Origin of the sequence: uncultured Gimesia sp., assembly GCF_963976445.1 — a bacterium.
In the GTDB taxonomy this organism is placed as follows: domain Bacteria; phylum Planctomycetota; class Planctomycetia; order Planctomycetales; family Planctomycetaceae; genus Gimesia.
This window is the reverse complement of sequence record NZ_CAXBKP010000031.1, coordinates 58,385-77,392: the sequence shown is the minus strand read 5'-3', so window position 1 is coordinate 77,392 and position 19,008 is coordinate 58,385. Positions and strand designations below refer to the sequence as shown.

Here is a 19,008-nt window from a genome sequence, read left to right as displayed (position 1 = left end):
GCCAGTAACAGATCGGTCGCGTCAGGGGTAAAGGAAATTAATTCCTCGTTAGCCGGAAACTTCCATTCAGTGGATGTTTCATCAAAGTACACGACAGAAAAATGTTGAGAGAGTTCCACCTGACCTGTAAAATTCTTAAGTTTCGCGATACGTTCGGGCAATGATGTCGCCGAATACATCAGATAAGCTTTACCAATGTATTCATCGGCTCCAAACATGTTTTGGAGCGTATCGGGAACAAGTACAATATTGGGGGTCAATGCCTGTTTGTTTTGCTGAAGCACTGAATAAAAATTCCGGGAAAGTCTTTTGACGGGTTTCCATTGGTCCTGGCCTGCTTGACGTTGCATGGTTTCTCCCTCGGGAAGATTAATCTTTCCTCCCTGGGCATTCACGAGTTCAACATTCCCTTTGAAGACCTGCACGTTTGAAGTTCCCGAATTTTCAATCTCGACACCAAAGAGTGTTCCTAAATCAACCACCGGTCCGCCAGGCGTCCGGATTGTGAAGCCTCTTCCTTTGTCGGTTGTGACTTTCGCCATCAAGATACCTGTAGAGAGGTTGATTTCATTTTCACCCGTGACTGCAAATGTGGCAGGAGCTGTAATGGAAGCTTTCACTCCGGTGATAAAAAGCAGTTCCAGCTGACCGCTGTCCAGTTTGTAAATTTTGTCCGCTTCCAGGCGATCGCCGATACTCAAAGATTCATGATTGAAAAATTTCACCTCGTAGGTATCAGCGACAGTCACCTGATAATCAACAACCTCAGGCACAACCGCAATTATTTCAACGGGTTTTTCGGCAGGCTTGTCAGGCAGTTGGCTCCCGATCCAGATACAGATTGCGACGAGTAATGCGGCGGGCAGCCCCATCACTGCCAGATAGGACAGTTTGGAAGGAGTCTCCGGTTTTTGAATAAGTCCATTCAGATTTTCTTTGTTAGAGAAGGGGGTCTTGTGGATCTGTTCCAGCTGTGAGTGGACTGTGATCAGCTCGATATAAAAATCTCTGGCAGATTCATCGAGTGCCAGGGTCTGTTTTAATTGCGAAAATTGCTCGCCTGTCAGTTTACTATCCAGGTGTAGTGAGATCATTTTTCCCAATGCATCTTCCTCAAGAGGGCCTTTATCTGGCTGTGAATGGTTCATACACCATCCTCCAGCTGGAGCGATTTCTCCACACAATCAACTAATGCCAGTCTCAGGCGATACAATAATGAGGTAATGCCGTTGTAGGTTCGTCCCCAGAGGCTGGCGATTTCTTCCAGCGACATCTCTTCTTCATAACGCTGTTTCAACAGCTTCTGGTGATCCTCAGATAACTGTTCCATACAATGAAAAAGAGAGCCCAGCCGTGAATCGTAATCGGTAATTTTTGATAACGATTTGTCAGAGATTTCCTGTAAGATATCGATGTTAAACAACAACGACTCTCTCGCTGCATCCCGTTGGTATGCAAGCACTTTGTAATAAGCGATTTTCGAAGCCCAGGCAGCAAAGGATGTCCCCGTGGTATAATCTGCCGCTTTCTCTAGAATAAATTTATTCGTATCTTGCAGGATATCGTTCGTATCGTTTTTGTTGCCGGTCAACGACAGAACATAACTGTAAAGTCTCCCCTGACATTTGATGAGATCTAAGATAAACTCTTCTGTAACGATCATCTGTGCACGATTATCTCTTTTGTGAGTATGTGGATAAAAATGTTTGCATATATCTATATTCCAAAAAGATTTACATTTTGTCGAAGTTTTACACCAATTTGTTTGAAACTGCCATTAATCGCCGGGATTCCGGATTTTTAGTATCGTGAGCTCCTATTGGACGATTCCATTCACGTTGAGAGCCTTGGGCGAAGCCGTACCAGCTCACTGCGGTGTGATTCAAGGGACCAAGGGCTTTAAGCATTCATCAATTCACGGAACGGGCAATGAATCAGATTGAGGCGCTGAATACATTCATTAATACTCAGGCTATCAGTGTAATCATACGTGACGTCCCCTGGGGTGATGCCAAAGGCAACGAAGATTACCAGGGAACAATCTACTTTTCTCCTGGTACTAAGATAACTGACCTTCCACCTGTAGCCGGCGATGATATGTGTTGTGGACGTGTCAGAGTTATTGGCCACCACAAAGATCGGCGAAGGAGATCTTTGTGGTGGGCCGATGTCCGCAAGGCGCTGGCCGAGATCAAATACGCTAGCTGGGCCGCAGCAGAAGACGTCGGCGGCGATCTGGCGCGGCTGAAAGAAGTCTCCGGCAACATGGACCGCGCCTTCGGTTTGACGTCACACTCCTGAGACAGATGGCAAAGCGTGTTATTAAGGCACGTATCGAAAAACGTATGAGTTGATGGGACAGAAGTGCGGCTGCATGCGCTTGTTAGCGAGCAAGTTCATTGAGTGCTTCAATCGCTCTCTCCGCAAGTTCTCTTTGAACAAATATATGATCATGGTAATAACCTGCAACTACGTTTGCGCTGATTCCATGCTCAGTAAGTTTATTTGAGAATGCTGCTGTCAGCCCAACTGCATCAAGGCTAGAGTGAATAAGTAACGTGATTCCTTTGAAGACTGATTCATAACTAATGTTTTTCTCATCTGCTTTAGATTTAGAGATGATCAGTGTAAGCCCCTCTGATTCGCTGATTGCAACTACTGGGCCTAAGTCTGAGTAATCTCCGTATTGAGCATCCGGGAAGGTGCAATATACATACTCCCCATCCATTAGTTCTGGGGACATGGCTGTGAGTAACTTTTCTAAATTACTCTCGCCAGTCATGGTTGGTCTTGCTCGTTAACTTGTTATTCACCTGCATGAACTTGTTCTGATACGAAGCCCCTGGGGATTCATATCACACATAGTTGCTGTGTATGGTACCTGACATGAATAACATTTCAACGCGTACACTCCCTGTAGAATTTTATTTACAGTAAATCTACACAGATATGAAAAAAACAAAATACACAACAAGGTGTAGCAACCGTATGAAACTCATTGAATAACTCAATCAGAAAACGTTCGTCTTATCGAACTGCGTTAGAATGATGCGACACTCCTTTCAGGTTAGTTGGGATGAATCCTAACTTCTCATACGCGAAATCATAATCCCAGTTTTCTGTTAAAGCTACCATATAACTGACAGCGCTCTTCGTGTGGCTGAGGCGCGAAGACTTGGCCCAACTTGACATCTCAACCCCCTCACTCAAACACCAGTCCCACAGCATCGATAATCGCGCCGCGGCGGTCGTGGATGCCGATCGCTTTTTTGCCGGCTCCGTTGATGGTCGGTGCCTCTTTTTCGGAAGGCGTGCCGATCCAGTCGCTGGTGTAGGCGTCTGCCGGATCGAGCTGGCCGTCGGGTTTGACTCGCTGGAAGATGATTTGAACGGCGCTGACATATTTGGGGACGTCAACTTTTAAGCCACCGACGGCGTAATCTGCCTTCGCCACCATTGCGGAGCCGCTTCCTGTGCAAGGGGCGCGCTCGTAGATCGGTTGCAGTATCTGGACCGCCGGTACGCCGACTCAACTCCCCATCTTGTATTGAAAACCGAGCACAGTTGCCCCTTGGTGTTGACCATGCGGAGCAGGGCGGCAGGCCGCCTGCGAATGATTTGAGTCTTCTCTGACGTAGTGGGGTTGACATGGCTACATGATGTAGTCATGATGGCGACATGGTGTAGTCATTCTAAAAGGTAAGGAGTTGTGATGGGAATCACTGAATTGTCTGCGGCAGAGCAGGAGGTGATGGAGGTGGTCTGGGATCGCGGCGAGGTGACCGCGCGGGAGGCGCGGGAGGCTTTGTCTCGTGACGTGGCCCGCAATACCGTGCGCACATTGTTAGAGCGAATGGAAGAGAAGGGCTGGGTGACTCATCGTGAGGTCGGTCGTGCATTCGTGTATCGCGCCGCGCGGCCGCGAGAGGAGTCTATTGGTCGGAAAGTGCGGGAGATGGTCGATACCGTCTGTGGCGGGTCGACAGAAACGCTCGTCGCCGCACTATTGGATTATCGCGGACTGCGTCCGGGGGAATTGGAACGTATCCGCAAGATGTTGAAAGAGGCGAAAGGTGGTCGTTTGAAGAACGGCTGATGTGGTACTGCAGAAGGTGAATGCAAGGACCGGTTGCTGCTTTGTGAAGCGATGTTTCAGGTTTTCAGTATGATGTGAGGTAAGTCATGGTGATGTTGATCGGAGCGGCGATAATATCAAGCGTTGGTTGGATAATCAGCCTGGCATGTCCGAACTCAGCGGCACGGCGGCATCTCATTCTATTAACCGCGGTGGTTGCCTGTCTGCTTCTTCCAATGGCAATCAAAATTCGGTCGGGAACAGACTGGACGTTACTCGAGGTACCGAGTTCGAGCAATACGAACACAATGATTTCAAGCGATACCGTTCCTCTGTTGAGTGAGGAACCGTCTGATGTGAAATTCTCGCAACGCGATCAGATAGAAGATAGCGATCCGCCTTCGGCGGTTGCTGGTATGGCTCAAGAGACCGATCGTGGGACGACCAACCTGAACGCGCAGAGGCATGTCGACCATCAGCAGCCGACCGTTGAAAGTCGTAAAGTGTTGTCGTCAACTGAGCCGAACCTTGTTCGGCAATTGACAGTTGATGAATCGGCTACGACCAGCAAGTGGGTTTGGGTAAGGTCTTGGGGAGCGGTGGTCTATGCTATCGTCGCGTGTGCGATATTGCTCCGATTACTCGCCAGCCTGATTGTCATTCAGCGCGTACGACGGCGGGGCATTGAGATTGGCGTGGCACACAATGGGATTCGCATACTGGAAGCAGAGGTCGCGGTGCCGCTGGCGATTGGTTTCGGAAGACCCGCGATTGTGCTGCCTCAAGGGTTCCGCGAAGCAGTGAAGCCAGACGAACTCCAGGACGTGCTTGACCACGAAGCAGAACATCTCCTGCGCGGTGACCACTGGATCATGCTGTTGCAGGGGATCACAGCGGCCGCCTACTGGCCGATTTTTACGGTGCATTTACTCAACCTCGCTCTGTCCCGTGCGCGTGAAGAACTGTGTGACAATGCGGTGCTGACGAATCGGGATTCCGCTGCATACGGTCAGACGTTGTTGACGGTGGGGGAGCAAGTGAGTAGTCGGCGTGCGTTCGTGGCTCAGCTGGCTTCTTCAATGATCAGACGCGGAGAACTGGAACGCCGCGTGGCGGGAGTGTTGGATACTCAACGCGATCGAAGAACACGAATGAGTCGGCGTGTGCGCTGGATGGTCGCGACGAGTCTCATGGGAATCGTGATACTGGCAGGAACCACCCGAGTGGTCGCCGTCGCGGATCAGCCGACTGCCGTCGAGTCGAATGTGGTTAAACCAAAAGTCGTCGTGTGGCCATTGCGTCAGGTCGATCCCGAGCAAGCCACGTTGCACCGAGGCATTGTACTGGGGCCGGACGGAAAGCCGTTGGCGGGAGCAGCGATCTATGCGGCCACCTCGATTCAACTGCAGGATCGGGTTCAAGTGGGCGCCGGCGAACTCGGTCCCAAGCGGGCGGTAACGGATGCCAAGGGGCGATTCGAATTTCACGCGGTCGATCTGACATGGGTCTTAACAGCCGGAAAACGAAAGTGGTGGGAAATCCTGCTGGTGGCGACAAAGGAGGGGGTCGCATCGGGTTGGCTTAAGACCAGGGGTGTAGCCCGCAACTTGCGCTCACACAAGCATCCGCCGAAAATAGACGAAGTCATATTGCGGACACGGCCGCCTGAGACGTTGACGGGGCAGTTCCTGCTGGAGGGAGGGACTCCCTTGGTCGGTGCCCGCGTTCAGCTCACGACCTTGATGGCTCCCATCAAGTATGATCTCGACGTGCATGTGCCCAGAGAAGAGGAAAACGTGATTGGGAAGTTTCAGTCATATTCCATTGACTATGCAGAGACACTTAACCGTCCTTCGGTGCTTCCGGATCTGAGAACAGAGGCGACGACAGACAAAAATGGTCGTTTCGAACTGCAGGGATTACCTGAGGGGTTCATTGCGCGGATCGAGGTCACGCACTCGCAGGCGGTGACCACGAGTCTGCGCGTCGCGGTGAGGTCGATTGCTTCAGTGTATCGTAAGTCATACAGTGAGCAGGGGGAGCCGACGCTGTCATTGTATGGATCTGGGTTCACAGTAGAACTGGCGAGAGGTATTGTGTTGCGAGGACAAGTCACCTCCAGTAGGTTGCCGAATCGAAAAGCGGCGGCTGGTGTGATCGTCGCATTGGCGAATCACAATGCCAGAGGGGGGATTTACGGTCAGCGATTTCAGACAGACGTCAATGGTCGGTTCGAGATGACGGGTTTGCCGAACAGGCCAGAGGGTTACGAATTGGCGTTTATCGGGTCATTCGCAGCGCCCTATTTTGACCATCGACAGCGGGTCGTACCAGGTGAGGATGCCCGAGTGATACTTACACCGGCGGTGCCATACCGCTTGAGGCTGATCGATCCGAAAGGCAATCCGGTTGACCGGGATGTCTACTCCATCAAGGTTCAATCAATCCCCGGATTGAGCCATACTGGTGTCAAAGGACGGTTCAATGATGCCCAACGCGTGGCGCCCGGTATTTATGAAGGAATTGTGCCATGGGGACCAGCGGCTGTTCTCGTCAAGCGCAGCTTGAAGACCGACCGACCGGCCGCGGTTGTCCCCAAAGCGTTCTTCGCGCCGGGACGCACGGATTGGACACTGGAAGAGGAACGATATGCCTACGGAGACGCCTGGCGGATTGCGCAGCCTGCTATTGTCGCAACTAAACGGATCAGCGTCGGCAAGAATAGGACAATCGACCAGATCGATTTGGCAGCCATCAAATTTACAAACGCGCGAGAGTACGCCCGCGTGCAGGAGCTGACAGCGACGGTCTACTCCGACCCACCTGTGGAAGTGACACTCGTTGACTCCGACAACCACCCGGTCGAAGGTGCGCGTATCAAGAGACAACTGAAAAGGGCCCTGCAACTGAAACAGTACAATGACAACGATCTGCCAGGAACATTCTCTGTGTATGGCTTACATCCGGACCGGGCTGAATTCCTTGTTTTCACTGACCAGGAACGCGGTCTGATCGGGACGCTCTCCACCAAATGGACCAGTGACCCCGTAAGTGTGGTGATGCAGCCAGCAGCAACGCTGATCGGTCGGTTTATAGATGACTCAGGCGAGCCTAACTTTGATTTCGGCATTCGCATGCTAGGGAAGGCTCTGGCACCGGATACCTTTGTCGCAGGGCGGGTGTCTAATACAACGGATGAACCCGGTAAGCGGAAGGGAGAATTCTATCTGATGGTTCCGCCAGGCGTTGAGGTGCGCGGTGAGTTCGTCAGGAAAACAAGCCATCATGCAACGCGGCCCACAGTCGGCACCGCGTTCGCTCCATTGATTCCCAAGCCTGGGGAAACGGTGGATCTCGGAGACCTCATCGTGCCCTGACAGAAAGTAAACGGAAGCAGCCTAATCCTTGTCGGTGCGAAGCACGGAGACGAATGCTTTCTGGGGGATGTTGACGCTGCCGAACTGCTTCATTTTTGCCTTGCCCTTCTTCTGTTTTTCGAGCAGCTTTTTCTTGCGCGTCACATCGCCGCCGTACAGCTTTTCGGTCACGTCTTTGCGGAACGGCGCGATCGTGGTACGGGCAATGACTTCGCCTCCAATGGCGCCCTGAACTGGTATCTTGAATTGATGCCGGGGAATCTCTTTGGCGAGTTGTTCGCAGTAGTGCAGCGCCCGCGTTCGCGCTTTGTCTCGATGCACGAGGTAGGAAAGCGTGTCGACTGTTTCTTTGTTGACGAGAATATCGACCTTCACGATATCGGTGGTGCGATACTCAATCGGCTCATAATCGAACGATCCGTAGCCGCGCGTAATCATCTTCAGCTTGCCATAGAAGTCGAAGAGGACCTCTCCGAGCGGCATCACGCTGGTGACTTCGATCCGATTGGCGGACAGATAGTTCATCGTCTGGCTTTCCGAGCGATGTTCCCTGCAAAGTTCCATGACAGGACCGACGTACGTCTCGGGGGTCAGAATCGAAGCTTTGATGTAGGGTTCGCTGACCGAATCGATCGCCGTGGGATCAGGCCAGTAAGAGGGATTGTCGACTTCGATCGTGGAACCATCTCTCAAAGTGACATGGTACTTCACCGATGGGGCGGAGATCACCAGACCAATGTCAAACTCGCGTTGGATACGCTCTTGAATCACATCCAGGTGCAGCAGTCCGAGAAATCCGCAACGAAAGCCAAAGCCCAGTGCCGCGGAACTGTCTTTATCAAACGTGAGTGCCGCGTCGTTGATTGCGAGCTTCTCCAGAGCCTTTGTGAGTTCCACGTAATCGCCCGTATCCATGGGATAGATGGAAGAAAAGACGACCTGTCTGGCGGGCTGGTAGCCGGGAATCGGCTGTTCCGCCTGTCGATTCAGTAGCGTAATCGTATCGCCGATCTCAATGTCCTGAACACTTTTGACTCCCGCGACAACATAACCTACTTCACCGGCGCTGAGTTGTGGTTTGGGATTGAGCTTCATCTGGTTAAAGCCGACTTCATCCACTGTGAAGTCGCGACCGGCGTGCATGAAGTGGATCGTGTCGCGCGGCTTGAGAGTGCCTTCCATGATGCGACACTGCAGAATCACGCCGCGAAATTTATCAAAGTTCGCGTCAAACACCAGTGCCTTCAGCGGCGCATCCGGATCACCCTCGGGAGGAGGCAACTTCTCGACGATACCTTGCAATACGTCCTCGATGCCTATGCCATTTTTGGCGGAAATTGGGATCGCCTCGAACGGATCGAGCCCCAATTCTTCATCAATCGACTCTTGTGCCCGTTCGATGTCCGCGGCGGGAAGGTCGATCTTATTGATCACAGGCAGCAGGGTCAGATTATGTTCCAAAGCCAGGTAGAGGTTCGCTACTGTCTGGGCTTCGACTCCCTGAGAGGCATCGACCACAATCAAGGCGCCTTCGCAGGCCATCAACGACCGCCGGACTTCATGCGAAAAGTCAACGTGGCCCGGCGTATCAATCAGATTCAATAAATAGTCTTTGCCATCCGGAGCCCGGTAATCGAGCGTAATCGAATTGCTCTTGATAGTGATGCCCCGTTCACGCTCGATATCCATCGAGTCGAGCATTTGTTCATGCAGTTCACGTTGTGTCACGCCTCCACAGGTTTGAATGAGGCGGTCGGCGAGCGTGGACTTGCCATGGTCAATATGAGCAATGATGCAGAAGTTTCGTATATGTTTCATCGCGTAGTTTTAGCAGAAAGTAGCAGAAAAAAACAACCGAGAAGGCAGTCGGTGAGATTAGGGGTGGGGTAGCTTATTTTTTTACAAATGGGGGCGTTATGGCGGAATCCCAAGATACTTATAACTTGATGGCACTATTCCGCGATACTTCGCCTGTTCTATATGGGGCAGCTGACAAAATCCGACCCACCGCCTATTCCCAAAGACGCGATCATCCGGCGGCTTGATTTTAACTCTGATTGACAAAAATCGACCAGTTTTCATAGAATTCGCGTCAAAGGAGCCTAAGCAGGTTAGCACGCTATACTAGTTTTTTCGCATTGTCGTTCTCTCTTGCGACGATCAGTCTCGGTGCCGAACCGGAAGAGTGCCCTAAGCCTCAGAGACTTACTCAATCGGCCCCCGAAAAGAGCCGCAGTCTGTCGGCCCTGGATCATCTCCGCATGGCGATGGAGCAATTGGAAGCAGCGGGTCTGTCCGAAGAAGCAGTGAAGCTGCGCGAAGTGTCAGGCCAGCTCAAACAACGAATCATCCGAGAGCAAGTTGAGTTATCGCGACAGATTCTAACGCTGCAGAAACAATCGAAGCAACTACGACGGCTGACGGGAAGCCCGAACAAAATTCTCTGCCGCTGTTTCATTCTTGAACTATCAAGCAAAGCAGCCGCAGAATTTGCCGCGGCTGCGGAGCCGGTACGTTCCACAACCGACCCGCAGAAGCGTACTGATCCCACGGTCTCGGTTTTTAAGAATGCAGAGGCAGCCATCCAGCAACTGAAAAAATCGGGCAGGGTGACAGTGGTGCATGCAAGTCCGCAAATCGTCACTGCTCCCGGGCGACCAGCAACGTTTAAGAGTGGCGGCGAATTTCCGATTCTGATTCCTGCCGGGGAAAATCAAACCTCCGTCGAATGGAAGCGGCTCGGCGTTTTTTGCAAGGTCGAACCACGTTTGCTCGACAATGGAAAGATCCAGCTCCAATTTAGTCCGGAGATCTCGCATCGAGACTATACGAACTCGGTAAAAATTAATGGTCTGACTGTCCCCGGTCTGACAGTGCGTCGCGTCAACACAAAAGCTGAAATGAACCTCGGGGAAACACTTGTGGTAAGGACGGTTTCGAGTCTGGGAAGACAAAGTGAGTCGGTGAACGCGGAATCCGATACCGCGTCTCCGGAGAACATCGTAACGTTGTTTATGGTGACCCCGGTTGCCATTGATTAGCTGGACGACTTGTTCTGCGCATCCCGTTTTGTGACTCAGCGTCGCGTAAGAACCCGCCGGTTTGGAAAACCTTCGTTTTTTTTACTGTCCTGCGTTCGACGAGTATCACGAACAGAATTTAAGACTTGATGACTCAATATGCGAGCTTACTGGATCGCATACTTGTTGATGATGTAATCAACGATGATTCAATCAACCATCCAAAAGTTTCATTTCGTTATTCAGACGTTTTTCCGGAACGAATATCTTTTGTGTTTGGCAACGAAACGTATTTGTAAAGAGTTGTTCTCGAAATCTTCAACGTATCACAGAAGTCATCTATACTGTTCGATTTATCGCGAAACAGCTTTTTGCCAGAACACTTTAGGTGACTATGGATCCAGTGGAGGACGTCCTCCCTTACGCCCTCGTGCTGGGCAGGGTACACCTCTTGAATATCCTCTGGCTTAGTCTGAGTGATTGAGGGGATTTATCAGTGTGAACGTGGGGAATCATTAGGACTCCCAAGATATCGCGTTATGTGAAAATATAAATTAATGATTGACAGTCAGTGCAATCTTGTCATCCTATACTTTAGTATCATTTCTGACACATTGCAGCCAGGACGATTCTAATGCATCCAAGAAATAGAAACCTGAAGGGCTATGCATTCGACCCTTCTCTCTCGCTGCTGATTGACACGGTTGACATTAACACAATTGACTATCACATTCCCTGGGAAGAACTCAAACCCGGGCCGATAGGCGAGTACGTCGAAGTTGTTGACTACGATCCAACAATCAAGCAAATGTATCAACCCGTTGATTTGAATGGTGAATTCGAGTTGGTAAATAGCGGGCTAGATCCCAGCGAAAGTAATCCCCAGTTTCATCAACAGATGGTTTACGCCGTTGCCATGGTCACGATCAAAAATTTTGAGAAAGCACTCGGGCGAAAGCTGTTTTGGGCCACGCGTTTGAAAGAAGGTCCGGGGGCTTATGAAGATTACGTTCCCAGGCTGCGTATCTACCCGCACGCAATTCGAGAGGCCAATGCCTACTACAGCCCGCTTAAGAAAGCTGTACTCTTCGGATACTTTTCGGCAACCCCCAACAATGTTGCATTACAGATGCCGGGTTCTTTGGTGTTTACCTGTTTGAGCCATGACATTATTGCCCACGAAGTGACACATGCAATTTTGGATGGACTGCACCGCGAATACAACCAGCCAACAAATCCAGATGTTCTTGCCTTTCATGAGGCATTCGCAGACATCATTGCTTTGTTTCAACATTTTACGTTTCCGGACGTTCTGAAACATCAAATCAGCAGGACAAGGGGCAATCTGGATGATCAGAATTTGTTGGGACAACTTGCTCAGCAATTTGGGGTCTCGATCGGGCGTTATGGGAGCTTGCGAAATGCACTCGGTAGCTACGACGAGTCCGGTCAATGGGTGCCACAGAAACCCGATCCGGCTGAGTATCAGGAGGTAATGGAGCCACATCATCGAGGAAGCATTCTTGTCGCGGCAGTCTTTGAGGCATTTCTGACGATCTATAAACGACGCATTCAAGATCTGTTAAGAATCGCAACTGCTGGATCCGGAGTGATGCCGGAAGGCGAACTTTCACCCGATTTGGTAAATCGTCTGGCAAACGAAGCATCCAAGTCTGCCCAGCACGTTTTGAATATGTGTATCAGAGCAATCGATTATTGTCCGCCTGTTGACATTACCTTTGGTGATTTTCTCCGAGCGATCATTACAGCCGACTTTGATTTAGCTGACGACGATAAATTTCACTATCGTCTTGCATTTATCGATTCGTTTAGACGGCGCGGAATCTATCCCACCAATCTAAAGAACCTGAGCGAAGAGAGTCTACGCTTTCCTTCCCCGATGAATCTGTCAGATGATACTCAGCGGAGCATCCGTATTCTCGTTGATTTTTTGAAGAAGTACCGAGAAAGGCTATTGTATGAAACCGAACGCGAAAAAATCTTTAACATCACAAAAACATATATAGCAGGTAGTTCGAATGTTACCGGGTTACACCGGCGTTTGACCCACAAGTTCAAAATTACCTACGAATTCGAAAAGTTGACAGGACTTGTTTTTAACTGGGAAAAATTTAATTTTGGCGACTCAGTAGTGCGTGATCGTCCCTCATTTCAAATTCAAAACTTGAGGCTTGTGTCACGAGTTGGGCCCGATGGCAAGATTGTCAACCAGATCGTGTTTAGTTTGATCCAAAGAATAGGCGTCGTGATACGTTCTGGAGAATTCGTTCACTACTATGACCCCAGACACGAAGAACGACCGATTGGTGGAATCGAAGTTCAGGGAGGCTCGACTCTCATATTTGATCTTGATTCTGAGGATGTTCGGCTCAAATATGCCATTTCAAAACCGTTGTTCGAACCAAATCGGTCAGACGGTAGAAAAACACGGCTACCGAGCACAAGAATTCTAAGTCAGTATCAATTCCAGTCCGAAGTGCTGCCAACAACGATCTCCGAATTTGCGAGTTACTTTGGCATAGGGCACGACAATCGTTTTGGTCACATGTTTTCCATACTGCACAACCACTAATCATTAGGTTTGAGCAATGCCTGACAATCCGAAAAAAAACATCACAGATGTGAAAGTCCGCATGTACAAAATGGGGACGGGAGACTGCATCTCTTTGAAGTTTCTGCATAAGGCTGAAACCACTTACACCATGTTGTTCGATTGCGGCTGCATCACTGGATCGAAGGCGAGGCTCACGCCATTTGTCGAGGAACTGATTCACGATCTTGATGGTCACGTCGACGCATTGGTGATCACGCACGAGCACCAGGATCATGTTCTTGGATTCCAACGATGTGAAGAATTATTTGTCGAAGGACTTTCTGTCGGTGAATTGTGGATGGGATGGACTGAGAACGACGCGAAACCAAAAGTCAAGAAATGGAAAACGGAATATGGTCAAAAAAAAATGGCTCTTGCCCGTGCCGCCAAACAATTAAATGAGGATGTGAATTCATCTGAATTCAATAACCAGCTGGCAGGTTCACTGGCAGCGAATGAATTGTTGTCGTTTCACCAGAAATTTGCGAACTCGGTGCAGGGATTTGCGGATCTTCATGTGAATGAGGATGAGAAGGAGTACAAGGGGCCGCTGAAAGGAATGCAAATTGCCAAAGAGGAATTAGATCGACAACATGAGATTAACTACCTCTCTCCTCGTGAGATTCTATACGACATCGAAGGTCTGGATGGCGTTCGGATTTTTGTTCTCGGGCCACCAACAACTCACGGTGAAGTTGCCAAGGAAAGTGGTGAAGTTGGCGAATCCTATCAACATAACAAGCAGCTGGACCCTGAAGACTATGCGCTCGATGCTTTGCGATTCCAGATTCAAGATAGTGACTATTTTACTCGTACCATGAATTTTGACGGCGATGTTTCAAGCGATACGACTCTCGCCCCTTTTCCTGCATCAACGTTTGCTTCAAAATCGACCTTACGAAAGTCTCCTTATGAAAACACAGCAGAGGCCTGGAGGCGAATTGACTATGAATGGTTACAAAGCTCAGCAAATTTAGCTTTGCGAATGAACAGCCTGACGAATAACCTGAGCCTCGTACTTGCGATTGAGTTTGAAGAGAGTGGCAAGGTGATGCTCTTTCCCGGAGATGCAGAGTTTGGAAGTTGGGAAAGCTGGCAAGATATTCAATGGAACGAAGTATTACCGGGTTCCAATCTAACGACTGAGGATCTCTTGAACCGGGTCGTATTTTACAAGGTTGCACATCACCTTAGTCACAATGGAACGGCACAGAGCCTTGGGCTCGAAATGATGGAGCATCCTGATCTGGTGGCAATGGCGACGCTCAATTATGACGTGATTAATTCTGGATGGAAATCCACAATGCCGAACCGGGCCATTTTGAAGGCGTTGCTTGAACGAACAAAAGGGAGAACGATTATTCAAAATACAGACCATCTGTTTTTTGACTTGGACGACGAAATTCCACTAACAGAAAAAATCGCGGAATTCCAAGGGCGAATGTCAGCAGATGAACTTCAGGAATACACGAATTCCCTAATTGAAAACGATAAGTTTGTCGAGGTTTCAATCAAGATCTGATTGTTGGTGAATGTCCTCACTTGTTATAACGAAATTTCCTTGGCAAAAATGCTACGATCATCAGAGTGACGGCATGAAACGAAAATGATGCCCTTTGTCTCACACATTGTTTCATTATCAGGTCGAAAGCACCTACCCCAGGAGCTGCGTATTGCTTCTAACTTGAGTGAGGGGTCGTGACAAAAAGTTCGATACAATAATCACCAGCCAGTAGATATCGCATTTGTCGAAGGAAACGTTCGTAATCTTTTACGAAACCGCAAACGGCGAGTTTCGCGGACAAAATGAGCGGACAGACTGGCATGGATCAATTTCAGATCAGACCGAATTGACGCGAAACCGTTTAACGGTCAATATTCGGTACGTTCGAGAATTCAAATCAGGCTCCCGACGGGTTTCTGGGAGAGCGACTCGTCAACTTTCTACTTCGTTCTTAAACACCGACGCGAGTAGGAGACTTTGCTTCGCCGCAGAAGTATGTCCAACTTCTGCGTGTTGGAGTTGACGCCAATTACACTCGTTTTTGGCGGCCGGACGTGTATAACGATCAGAATAACCGGGACGGGAGTTGATGTTGATGAGCAAAGCGAACGCGCGACGTTATTCCGGCTCAGGTTCATCCGTTTATTCTGCTTTGTCGCGGTCATCCAAATTTGCCAAGTTGTATTTGAACATCAACCGATCATCTAACATCGATTACAAGCTGATGGACTTGAACATCATCAAGAACTGCAACGGCGTAAGGCGTAAGTGGAGAACAATCACTTTATTTTAGACACAGGAGACCGCAGCAGTTACAATCCATACCTGGAGCGGTTTCAGGCTAATCCATATGGGAAATCTCGGCTGGAATAAGTTCATTTCGTGTGTCTGACGGCCTGCAAACCGAAACCGGAGCAGCAGCATGACTTCCACAAAGAAATTGGCAATCAGCATCAGTGAGCTGTTTACCATACTGGCAAGTATCGCCATTATGGCAGCGTATTTTACTGATTGAAATCCCCGGCGTTAAACCAAACTGGAACAAACCCGTCGATATCACACTGGACGAAATTCTGGAATGGAGTCAAAAGAATGATTCGACGCATAAAGAATTCCATAATGTTCCCAACCAAGATATTCACCTGGCTCTGTATCGGTGGCCTGTGCTTCAGCACGCTCTCCTCGTCAAATGGTAATCCACCACCCATCAACGAGAGAATCCCCAACAAACCAGGTCCGGTTGAATCCTCGTTGACGCCAAAGATGCCAACGGATGTTTTGATCGATCAGATCGAGAACGAACTGAGAACGTCCCATCGCCCACTCCCGAACGAAGAATTCATCCGAACACATATCAACATCGCAACGCTGATCGGTGATCTCCGTAAAGCTTCCCCGGATGACCCTCACGTCGCAAAGTTTTTGCCAGAACGTTGGCGATCGTTGAAATTACTCGCAGGAAAGCCTTCGACCAATGGTCAAAGCACCTTCGATTCGATGCGCGAACTGAACGCCGAAATCGACGATGTTCTCAAGACAACAACGGATTCCAAACTGAGAAGCGATGCGCTATTTTGTCAGACTATTTTCAAACTGAACGGACCGATTGACGGACCTGCCGCCGTCGTACTCGCTGAAAAGTTCGTCAGCGAGTGGCCCAAAGACAACCGATCTGCCGAGGTCCTCCACAGCGCAGTCATGAAACTTAATTCCGCGTGGTATCTGCGGCTAGCGGTCATTGTGCTCCTTGTCGTGATCAGTGCGATGGTTGCAATGACTGCACACAGGCCATCATCCAACACATGGAAATGGCTAAGACTCGGCATTCTTTTCGGATTACTGGGGATTGCGTTGTTCGTTCTCCTACACATCTCGTACCCGCACTTCCCAGGCCTGAGAAAGTTCGAAGCCGCTGTCTTAGAGGTAGTTCTGGCATTGAATCGAATCCTCGAGTCAAGCCTCATCAGCTTTGTTGGCACTTACCGTTTTTGGCTCGTCATTGTGGCGGCCAGCACCATGGCTCTGTTACTTGTGGCCGTCCGGCAACGTTCGGAAGTAGCGCCCTTCCAACGTTTCTCCAAAATTCGCCATTTGATTCTCGGTTTCGCTTTAGCCGGGGCCTTGTGCTTTACTGTGGATACTTACCTCATCAGTCGTCAAAGCACTGAGGTAACGCGGCGCATCGCTCAAGAATACCCCGATTCTGTCCGTGGTCGATTAGCGCAAGGGAAAACCAGAAAACGCGAGCGAATTGGTGAGCCGTTTGAGCTTGAGTTCACTGACGCGATCTCTGGTCGAGCAGTCTCGATGAAGAATTTGCGAGGGAAGATTGTCGTGGTGGAGTTCTGGGCGACCTGGTGTGGTCCGTGCGTTGGTGAAATCCCCGAATTGAAGCGACTATATGCCAAATACCATGATCAGGGGGTCGAATTCATCGGAGTCAGTCACGATGTACCTGAAAACGAAGGAGGATTGGAAAAACTGAAGTCGTTCGTAGACAAGGAGCAAATTCCTTGGCCGCAGTATTATCTGGGACGCGATAACCGCGCAGTGCTGACAGGTTCGCCGCAGAATGATTTTTCAGAATCATGGGGAGTCGATGGAATCCCAGTCATCTTCTTGATCGACCCAAGCGGCAATCTCTATTCGACCGAGGCACGGGGCCAGCTTGATACCCTGATTCCACGGCTTTTAAAAAAATAGACTGGACATTCGGAAGTTGAGCATGAGTATGACGAATGATGCTAGCTGCTGCTCCAGACCGTTCGACAATTTGAAGGTCGACGTGAACTTGCTTCAGTAAATCGACCGATGCGTCGAACCGAGCGAAAGATATTTCCGAGAAAAAGTTGGTTAAATCGTGCATGCTAAAGCCCGTCCAGACAAAAATTGTTTGGTCGAGTCTGAATTCGCGAAAAGGTATGAGTTTGGCTAGCGCGTGGAGTCAGCGAAAACGGTGGCTTTACGGTGTGAATCTCACTTCACGACTTTGTGACACAAATACTGGTCTCGCAACTCTTAAATGCAAGTGACCCTAACGTGTGGTCTTGCAGTTGTTGAGATCTCGGAAGCCAACCATCTTGCCTGCATCTTCATCCCAAAGCTTAAGATTGATACAGGACAGGCTCTGCCAAAGGGTGAGCCGATTTACTCGTTGGAAACGGTTGTGACGCTGCCAGTATATCGTTTCAAAATTGTGTTGCACTTAGAACAACCAGACTCCGGCTGAACAAGCAAGAAACGTCACGGGCGGCGTGAACCCGATCATATCATTGAGTTTTTTGGGCTTGAAGAATGTCCCGTGGCCGCAGTCGTGTTGCAGAATATACAGCCGGACCAACAATCCTGCAGTCGGCACTGAAAGCAACAGAGTCAGCCAGTACGAATAGCGCAGACTGACAAACATAAGCGTCCACAACACGCAGAACAGCATGACCGAAGAGAGCAATTGCCACATACTTTTTCAAAGGCTTGGCTCTCGGCTCAAATTGCGCAAGCTGAGTCTTCCGCCCAATCGGTGCCAGAGGTGAAGGCGAATGCGTTCAAATTTTCGACGAGCCCTCAAGATCGATCACGAACCTTGGACGTACATCGAGCCAGGACTGCTTGACACTCGTGCCTGCATCCTGTTCTTCGACGAGCCTGAGACCGCTCTCCTTCTGTTTCTCTTGGGCACCCTCGCGTCCGACAAAGAAAGCCGACGAATTTTCGTCAGCTTTCTTTGTCTTCCGAATTGTGTCGATTTTTAGATTGGTTTGACGTTTTCGGCCCTTGGTCCCTTTGGCCCTTGTCCTTCTGTGAATGACACGCGTTGTCCTTCGTGGAGTTGTTCGTAGCTCACCCCTTCAAGGTTTGAATTGTGGAAGAACATGTCATCGCCAGTCTCTGTAGCGATGAAACCAAAACCCTTGTCCGTTAGCTTCTTGATTGTACCTTCTGACATCTTCGTTCAGTTCCCTAATAATATAAAAACATCTCAGCGGCGTCGCCCAGAACGACTGGTTTAGACTGTCTAACCGCAGTGCTTAATTCTAACCGGCGGCGTGGACGAAACAAGCGAAGTGACGTGGAATAATGTCTGAGACCGGCGAATAGTGGGATTTACTGGCATATCCGGGGTCCTTCTCACAGGCGGTCGTTTGATTTGCAGTACCATACTCGGCGAGTTTGGCGAACATAATCGGACCAGAGCCGTCTACAGCCTGTTGCGAGGTGTGCCTCACCGCTGATCGAACGGGGCTCCTCCGACCGCGGTGACCGTTCAATCTCCACCAACTGTCTTCGTCGCATCGTGCGGGGGGCATAGGTTAGCAGTACATCTGGAAGCGTGACGTATCGCCTGGAATGAAGAAGAGGGTCTGGCAGGCCAGTTCTAAACGCAGCAGTCGGCAGTCATTTCCGCGGAAAATGAATCTTCC

At 49.8% G+C, this 19,008-nt stretch carries 15 protein-coding genes; 8 read left to right on the top strand and 7 right to left on the bottom strand.

What is annotated here, in order from left to right:
* Together AAC022_RS24110 and AAC022_RS24105 are read right to left on the bottom strand one after the other, a co-directional pair.
* The coding region (locus tag AAC022_RS24110) for a FecR family protein (protein ID WP_339735302.1) at nt 1-1,148 on the bottom strand (1,148 nt) is incomplete at its 3' end.
* Nucleotides 1,145-1,663, bottom strand: a complete 519-nt coding sequence (locus AAC022_RS24105; protein ID WP_339735300.1) for a sigma-70 family RNA polymerase sigma factor — start codon at nt 1,661-1,663, stop codon at nt 1,145-1,147. The genes AAC022_RS24110 and AAC022_RS24105, both read right to left, overlap by 4 nt.
* A 266-nt stretch (nt 1,664-1,929) precedes the next feature.
* On the opposite strand from AAC022_RS24105, the gene AAC022_RS24100 reads away from it, so the two are divergent.
* Nucleotides 1,930-2,301 (top strand): hypothetical protein, encoded by a 372-nt coding sequence (locus AAC022_RS24100; RefSeq protein ID WP_339735298.1) that lies wholly within the window; start codon nt 1,930-1,932, stop codon nt 2,299-2,301.
* 82 nt (nt 2,302-2,383) lie between these two features.
* On the opposite strand, the gene AAC022_RS24095 is transcribed toward AAC022_RS24100, so the two are convergent.
* Both AAC022_RS24095 and AAC022_RS24090 read right to left on the bottom strand, forming a co-directional pair.
* A complete protein-coding gene (locus AAC022_RS24095) occupies nt 2,384-2,782 on the bottom strand; it encodes an ACT domain-containing protein (RefSeq protein ID WP_339735296.1) in 399 nt (132 codons plus the stop codon).
* Nucleotides 2,783-3,202: 420 nt separating this feature from the next.
* Nucleotides 3,203-3,457, bottom strand: coding sequence for a hypothetical protein (locus AAC022_RS24090; protein WP_339735294.1), 255 nt, complete (start codon nt 3,455-3,457; stop codon nt 3,203-3,205).
* A gap of 255 nt (nt 3,458-3,712) precedes the next feature.
* Here AAC022_RS24090 and AAC022_RS24085 point away from each other — a divergent pair, with 255 nt between their 5' ends.
* Nucleotides 3,713-4,096, top strand: coding sequence for a BlaI/MecI/CopY family transcriptional regulator (locus tag AAC022_RS24085; protein ID WP_339735292.1), 384 nt, complete (start codon nt 3,713-3,715; stop codon nt 4,094-4,096).
* A gap of 335 nt (nt 4,097-4,431) precedes the next feature.
* Complete coding sequence (locus tag AAC022_RS24080) at nt 4,432-7,452, top strand: M56 family metallopeptidase (protein WP_339735291.1); 3,021 nt, start codon at nt 4,432-4,434, stop codon at nt 7,450-7,452.
* 21 nt (nt 7,453-7,473) lie between these two features.
* On the opposite strand, the gene lepA is transcribed toward AAC022_RS24080, so the two are convergent.
* A complete protein-coding gene (gene lepA / locus AAC022_RS24075) occupies nt 7,474-9,270 on the bottom strand; it encodes a translation elongation factor 4 (RefSeq protein ID WP_339735289.1) in 1,797 nt (598 codons plus the stop codon).
* A gap of 98 nt (nt 9,271-9,368) precedes the next feature.
* Here lepA and AAC022_RS24070 point away from each other — a divergent pair, with 98 nt between their 5' ends.
* The 5 genes from AAC022_RS24070 (at nt 9,369) to AAC022_RS24050 (ending at nt 17,293) form a co-directional block, all read left to right on the top strand.
* Complete coding sequence (locus AAC022_RS24070) at nt 9,369-9,497, top strand: hypothetical protein (protein ID WP_339735287.1); 129 nt, start codon at nt 9,369-9,371, stop codon at nt 9,495-9,497.
* 93 nt (nt 9,498-9,590) lie between these two features.
* The gene (locus tag AAC022_RS24065) at nt 9,591-10,493 is read left to right on the top strand and encodes a hypothetical protein (protein ID WP_339735285.1); all 903 of its coding nucleotides are present in this window, start codon (nt 9,591-9,593) and stop codon (nt 10,491-10,493) included.
* A gap of 613 nt (nt 10,494-11,106) precedes the next feature.
* Nucleotides 11,107-13,065, top strand: coding sequence for a hypothetical protein (locus AAC022_RS24060; RefSeq protein WP_339735283.1), 1,959 nt, complete (start codon nt 11,107-11,109; stop codon nt 13,063-13,065).
* A gap of 16 nt (nt 13,066-13,081) precedes the next feature.
* Nucleotides 13,082-14,608 (top strand): hypothetical protein, encoded by a 1,527-nt coding sequence (locus AAC022_RS24055; protein WP_339735281.1) that lies wholly within the window; start codon nt 13,082-13,084, stop codon nt 14,606-14,608.
* Nucleotides 14,609-15,709: 1,101 nt separating this feature from the next.
* On the top strand, nt 15,710-17,293 hold the full coding sequence (locus tag AAC022_RS24050; RefSeq protein ID WP_339735279.1) for a TlpA disulfide reductase family protein: 1,584 nt from the start codon (nt 15,710-15,712) through the stop codon (nt 17,291-17,293).
* 1,042 nt (nt 17,294-18,335) lie between these two features.
* Here the strand turns inward: AAC022_RS24050 and AAC022_RS24045 are convergent.
* Both AAC022_RS24045 and AAC022_RS24040 read right to left on the bottom strand, forming a co-directional pair.
* Entirely contained in the window at nt 18,336-18,533 is a 198-nt protein-coding gene (locus AAC022_RS24045; protein ID WP_339735277.1) for a cold shock domain-containing protein, read from the bottom strand.
* An 88-nt stretch (nt 18,534-18,621) separates the two neighbouring features.
* Complete coding sequence (locus AAC022_RS24040) at nt 18,622-18,768, bottom strand: hypothetical protein (protein ID WP_339735275.1); 147 nt, start codon at nt 18,766-18,768, stop codon at nt 18,622-18,624.
* Nucleotides 18,769-19,008 lie beyond the last annotated feature (240 nt).

Bases quoted from the DNA above. Each gene is read 5' to 3' on its own strand.
- AAC022_RS24070 (WP_339735287.1), top strand. From the start codon at position 9,369: ATGGCGGAATCCCAAGATACTTATAACTTGATGGCACTATTCCGCGAT.
- AAC022_RS24060 (WP_339735283.1), top strand. From the start codon at position 11,107: ATGCATCCAAGAAATAGAAACCTGAAGGGCTATGCATTCGACCCTTCT.
- AAC022_RS24095 (WP_339735296.1), bottom strand. From the start codon at position 2,782: ATGACTGGCGAGAGTAATTTAGAAAAGTTACTCACAGCCATGTCCCCA.
- AAC022_RS24040 (WP_339735275.1), bottom strand. From the start codon at position 18,768: ATGTTCGCCAAACTCGCCGAGTATGGTACTGCAAATCAAACGACCGCC.
- AAC022_RS24105 (WP_339735300.1), bottom strand. From the start codon at position 1,663: ATGATCGTTACAGAAGAGTTTATCTTAGATCTCATCAAATGTCAGGGG.
- AAC022_RS24090 (WP_339735294.1), bottom strand. From the start codon at position 3,457: ATGGTGGCGAAGGCAGATTACGCCGTCGGTGGCTTAAAAGTTGACGTC.
- AAC022_RS24100 (WP_339735298.1), top strand. From the start codon at position 1,930: ATGAATCAGATTGAGGCGCTGAATACATTCATTAATACTCAGGCTATC.
- lepA (WP_339735289.1), bottom strand. From the start codon at position 9,270: ATGAAACATATACGAAACTTCTGCATCATTGCTCATATTGACCATGGC.
- AAC022_RS24050 (WP_339735279.1), top strand. From the start codon at position 15,710: ATGTTCCCAACCAAGATATTCACCTGGCTCTGTATCGGTGGCCTGTGC.
- AAC022_RS24045 (WP_339735277.1), bottom strand. From the start codon at position 18,533: ATGTCAGAAGGTACAATCAAGAAGCTAACGGACAAGGGTTTTGGTTTC.
- AAC022_RS24085 (WP_339735292.1), top strand. From the start codon at position 3,713: ATGGGAATCACTGAATTGTCTGCGGCAGAGCAGGAGGTGATGGAGGTG.
- AAC022_RS24055 (WP_339735281.1), top strand. From the start codon at position 13,082: ATGCCTGACAATCCGAAAAAAAACATCACAGATGTGAAAGTCCGCATG.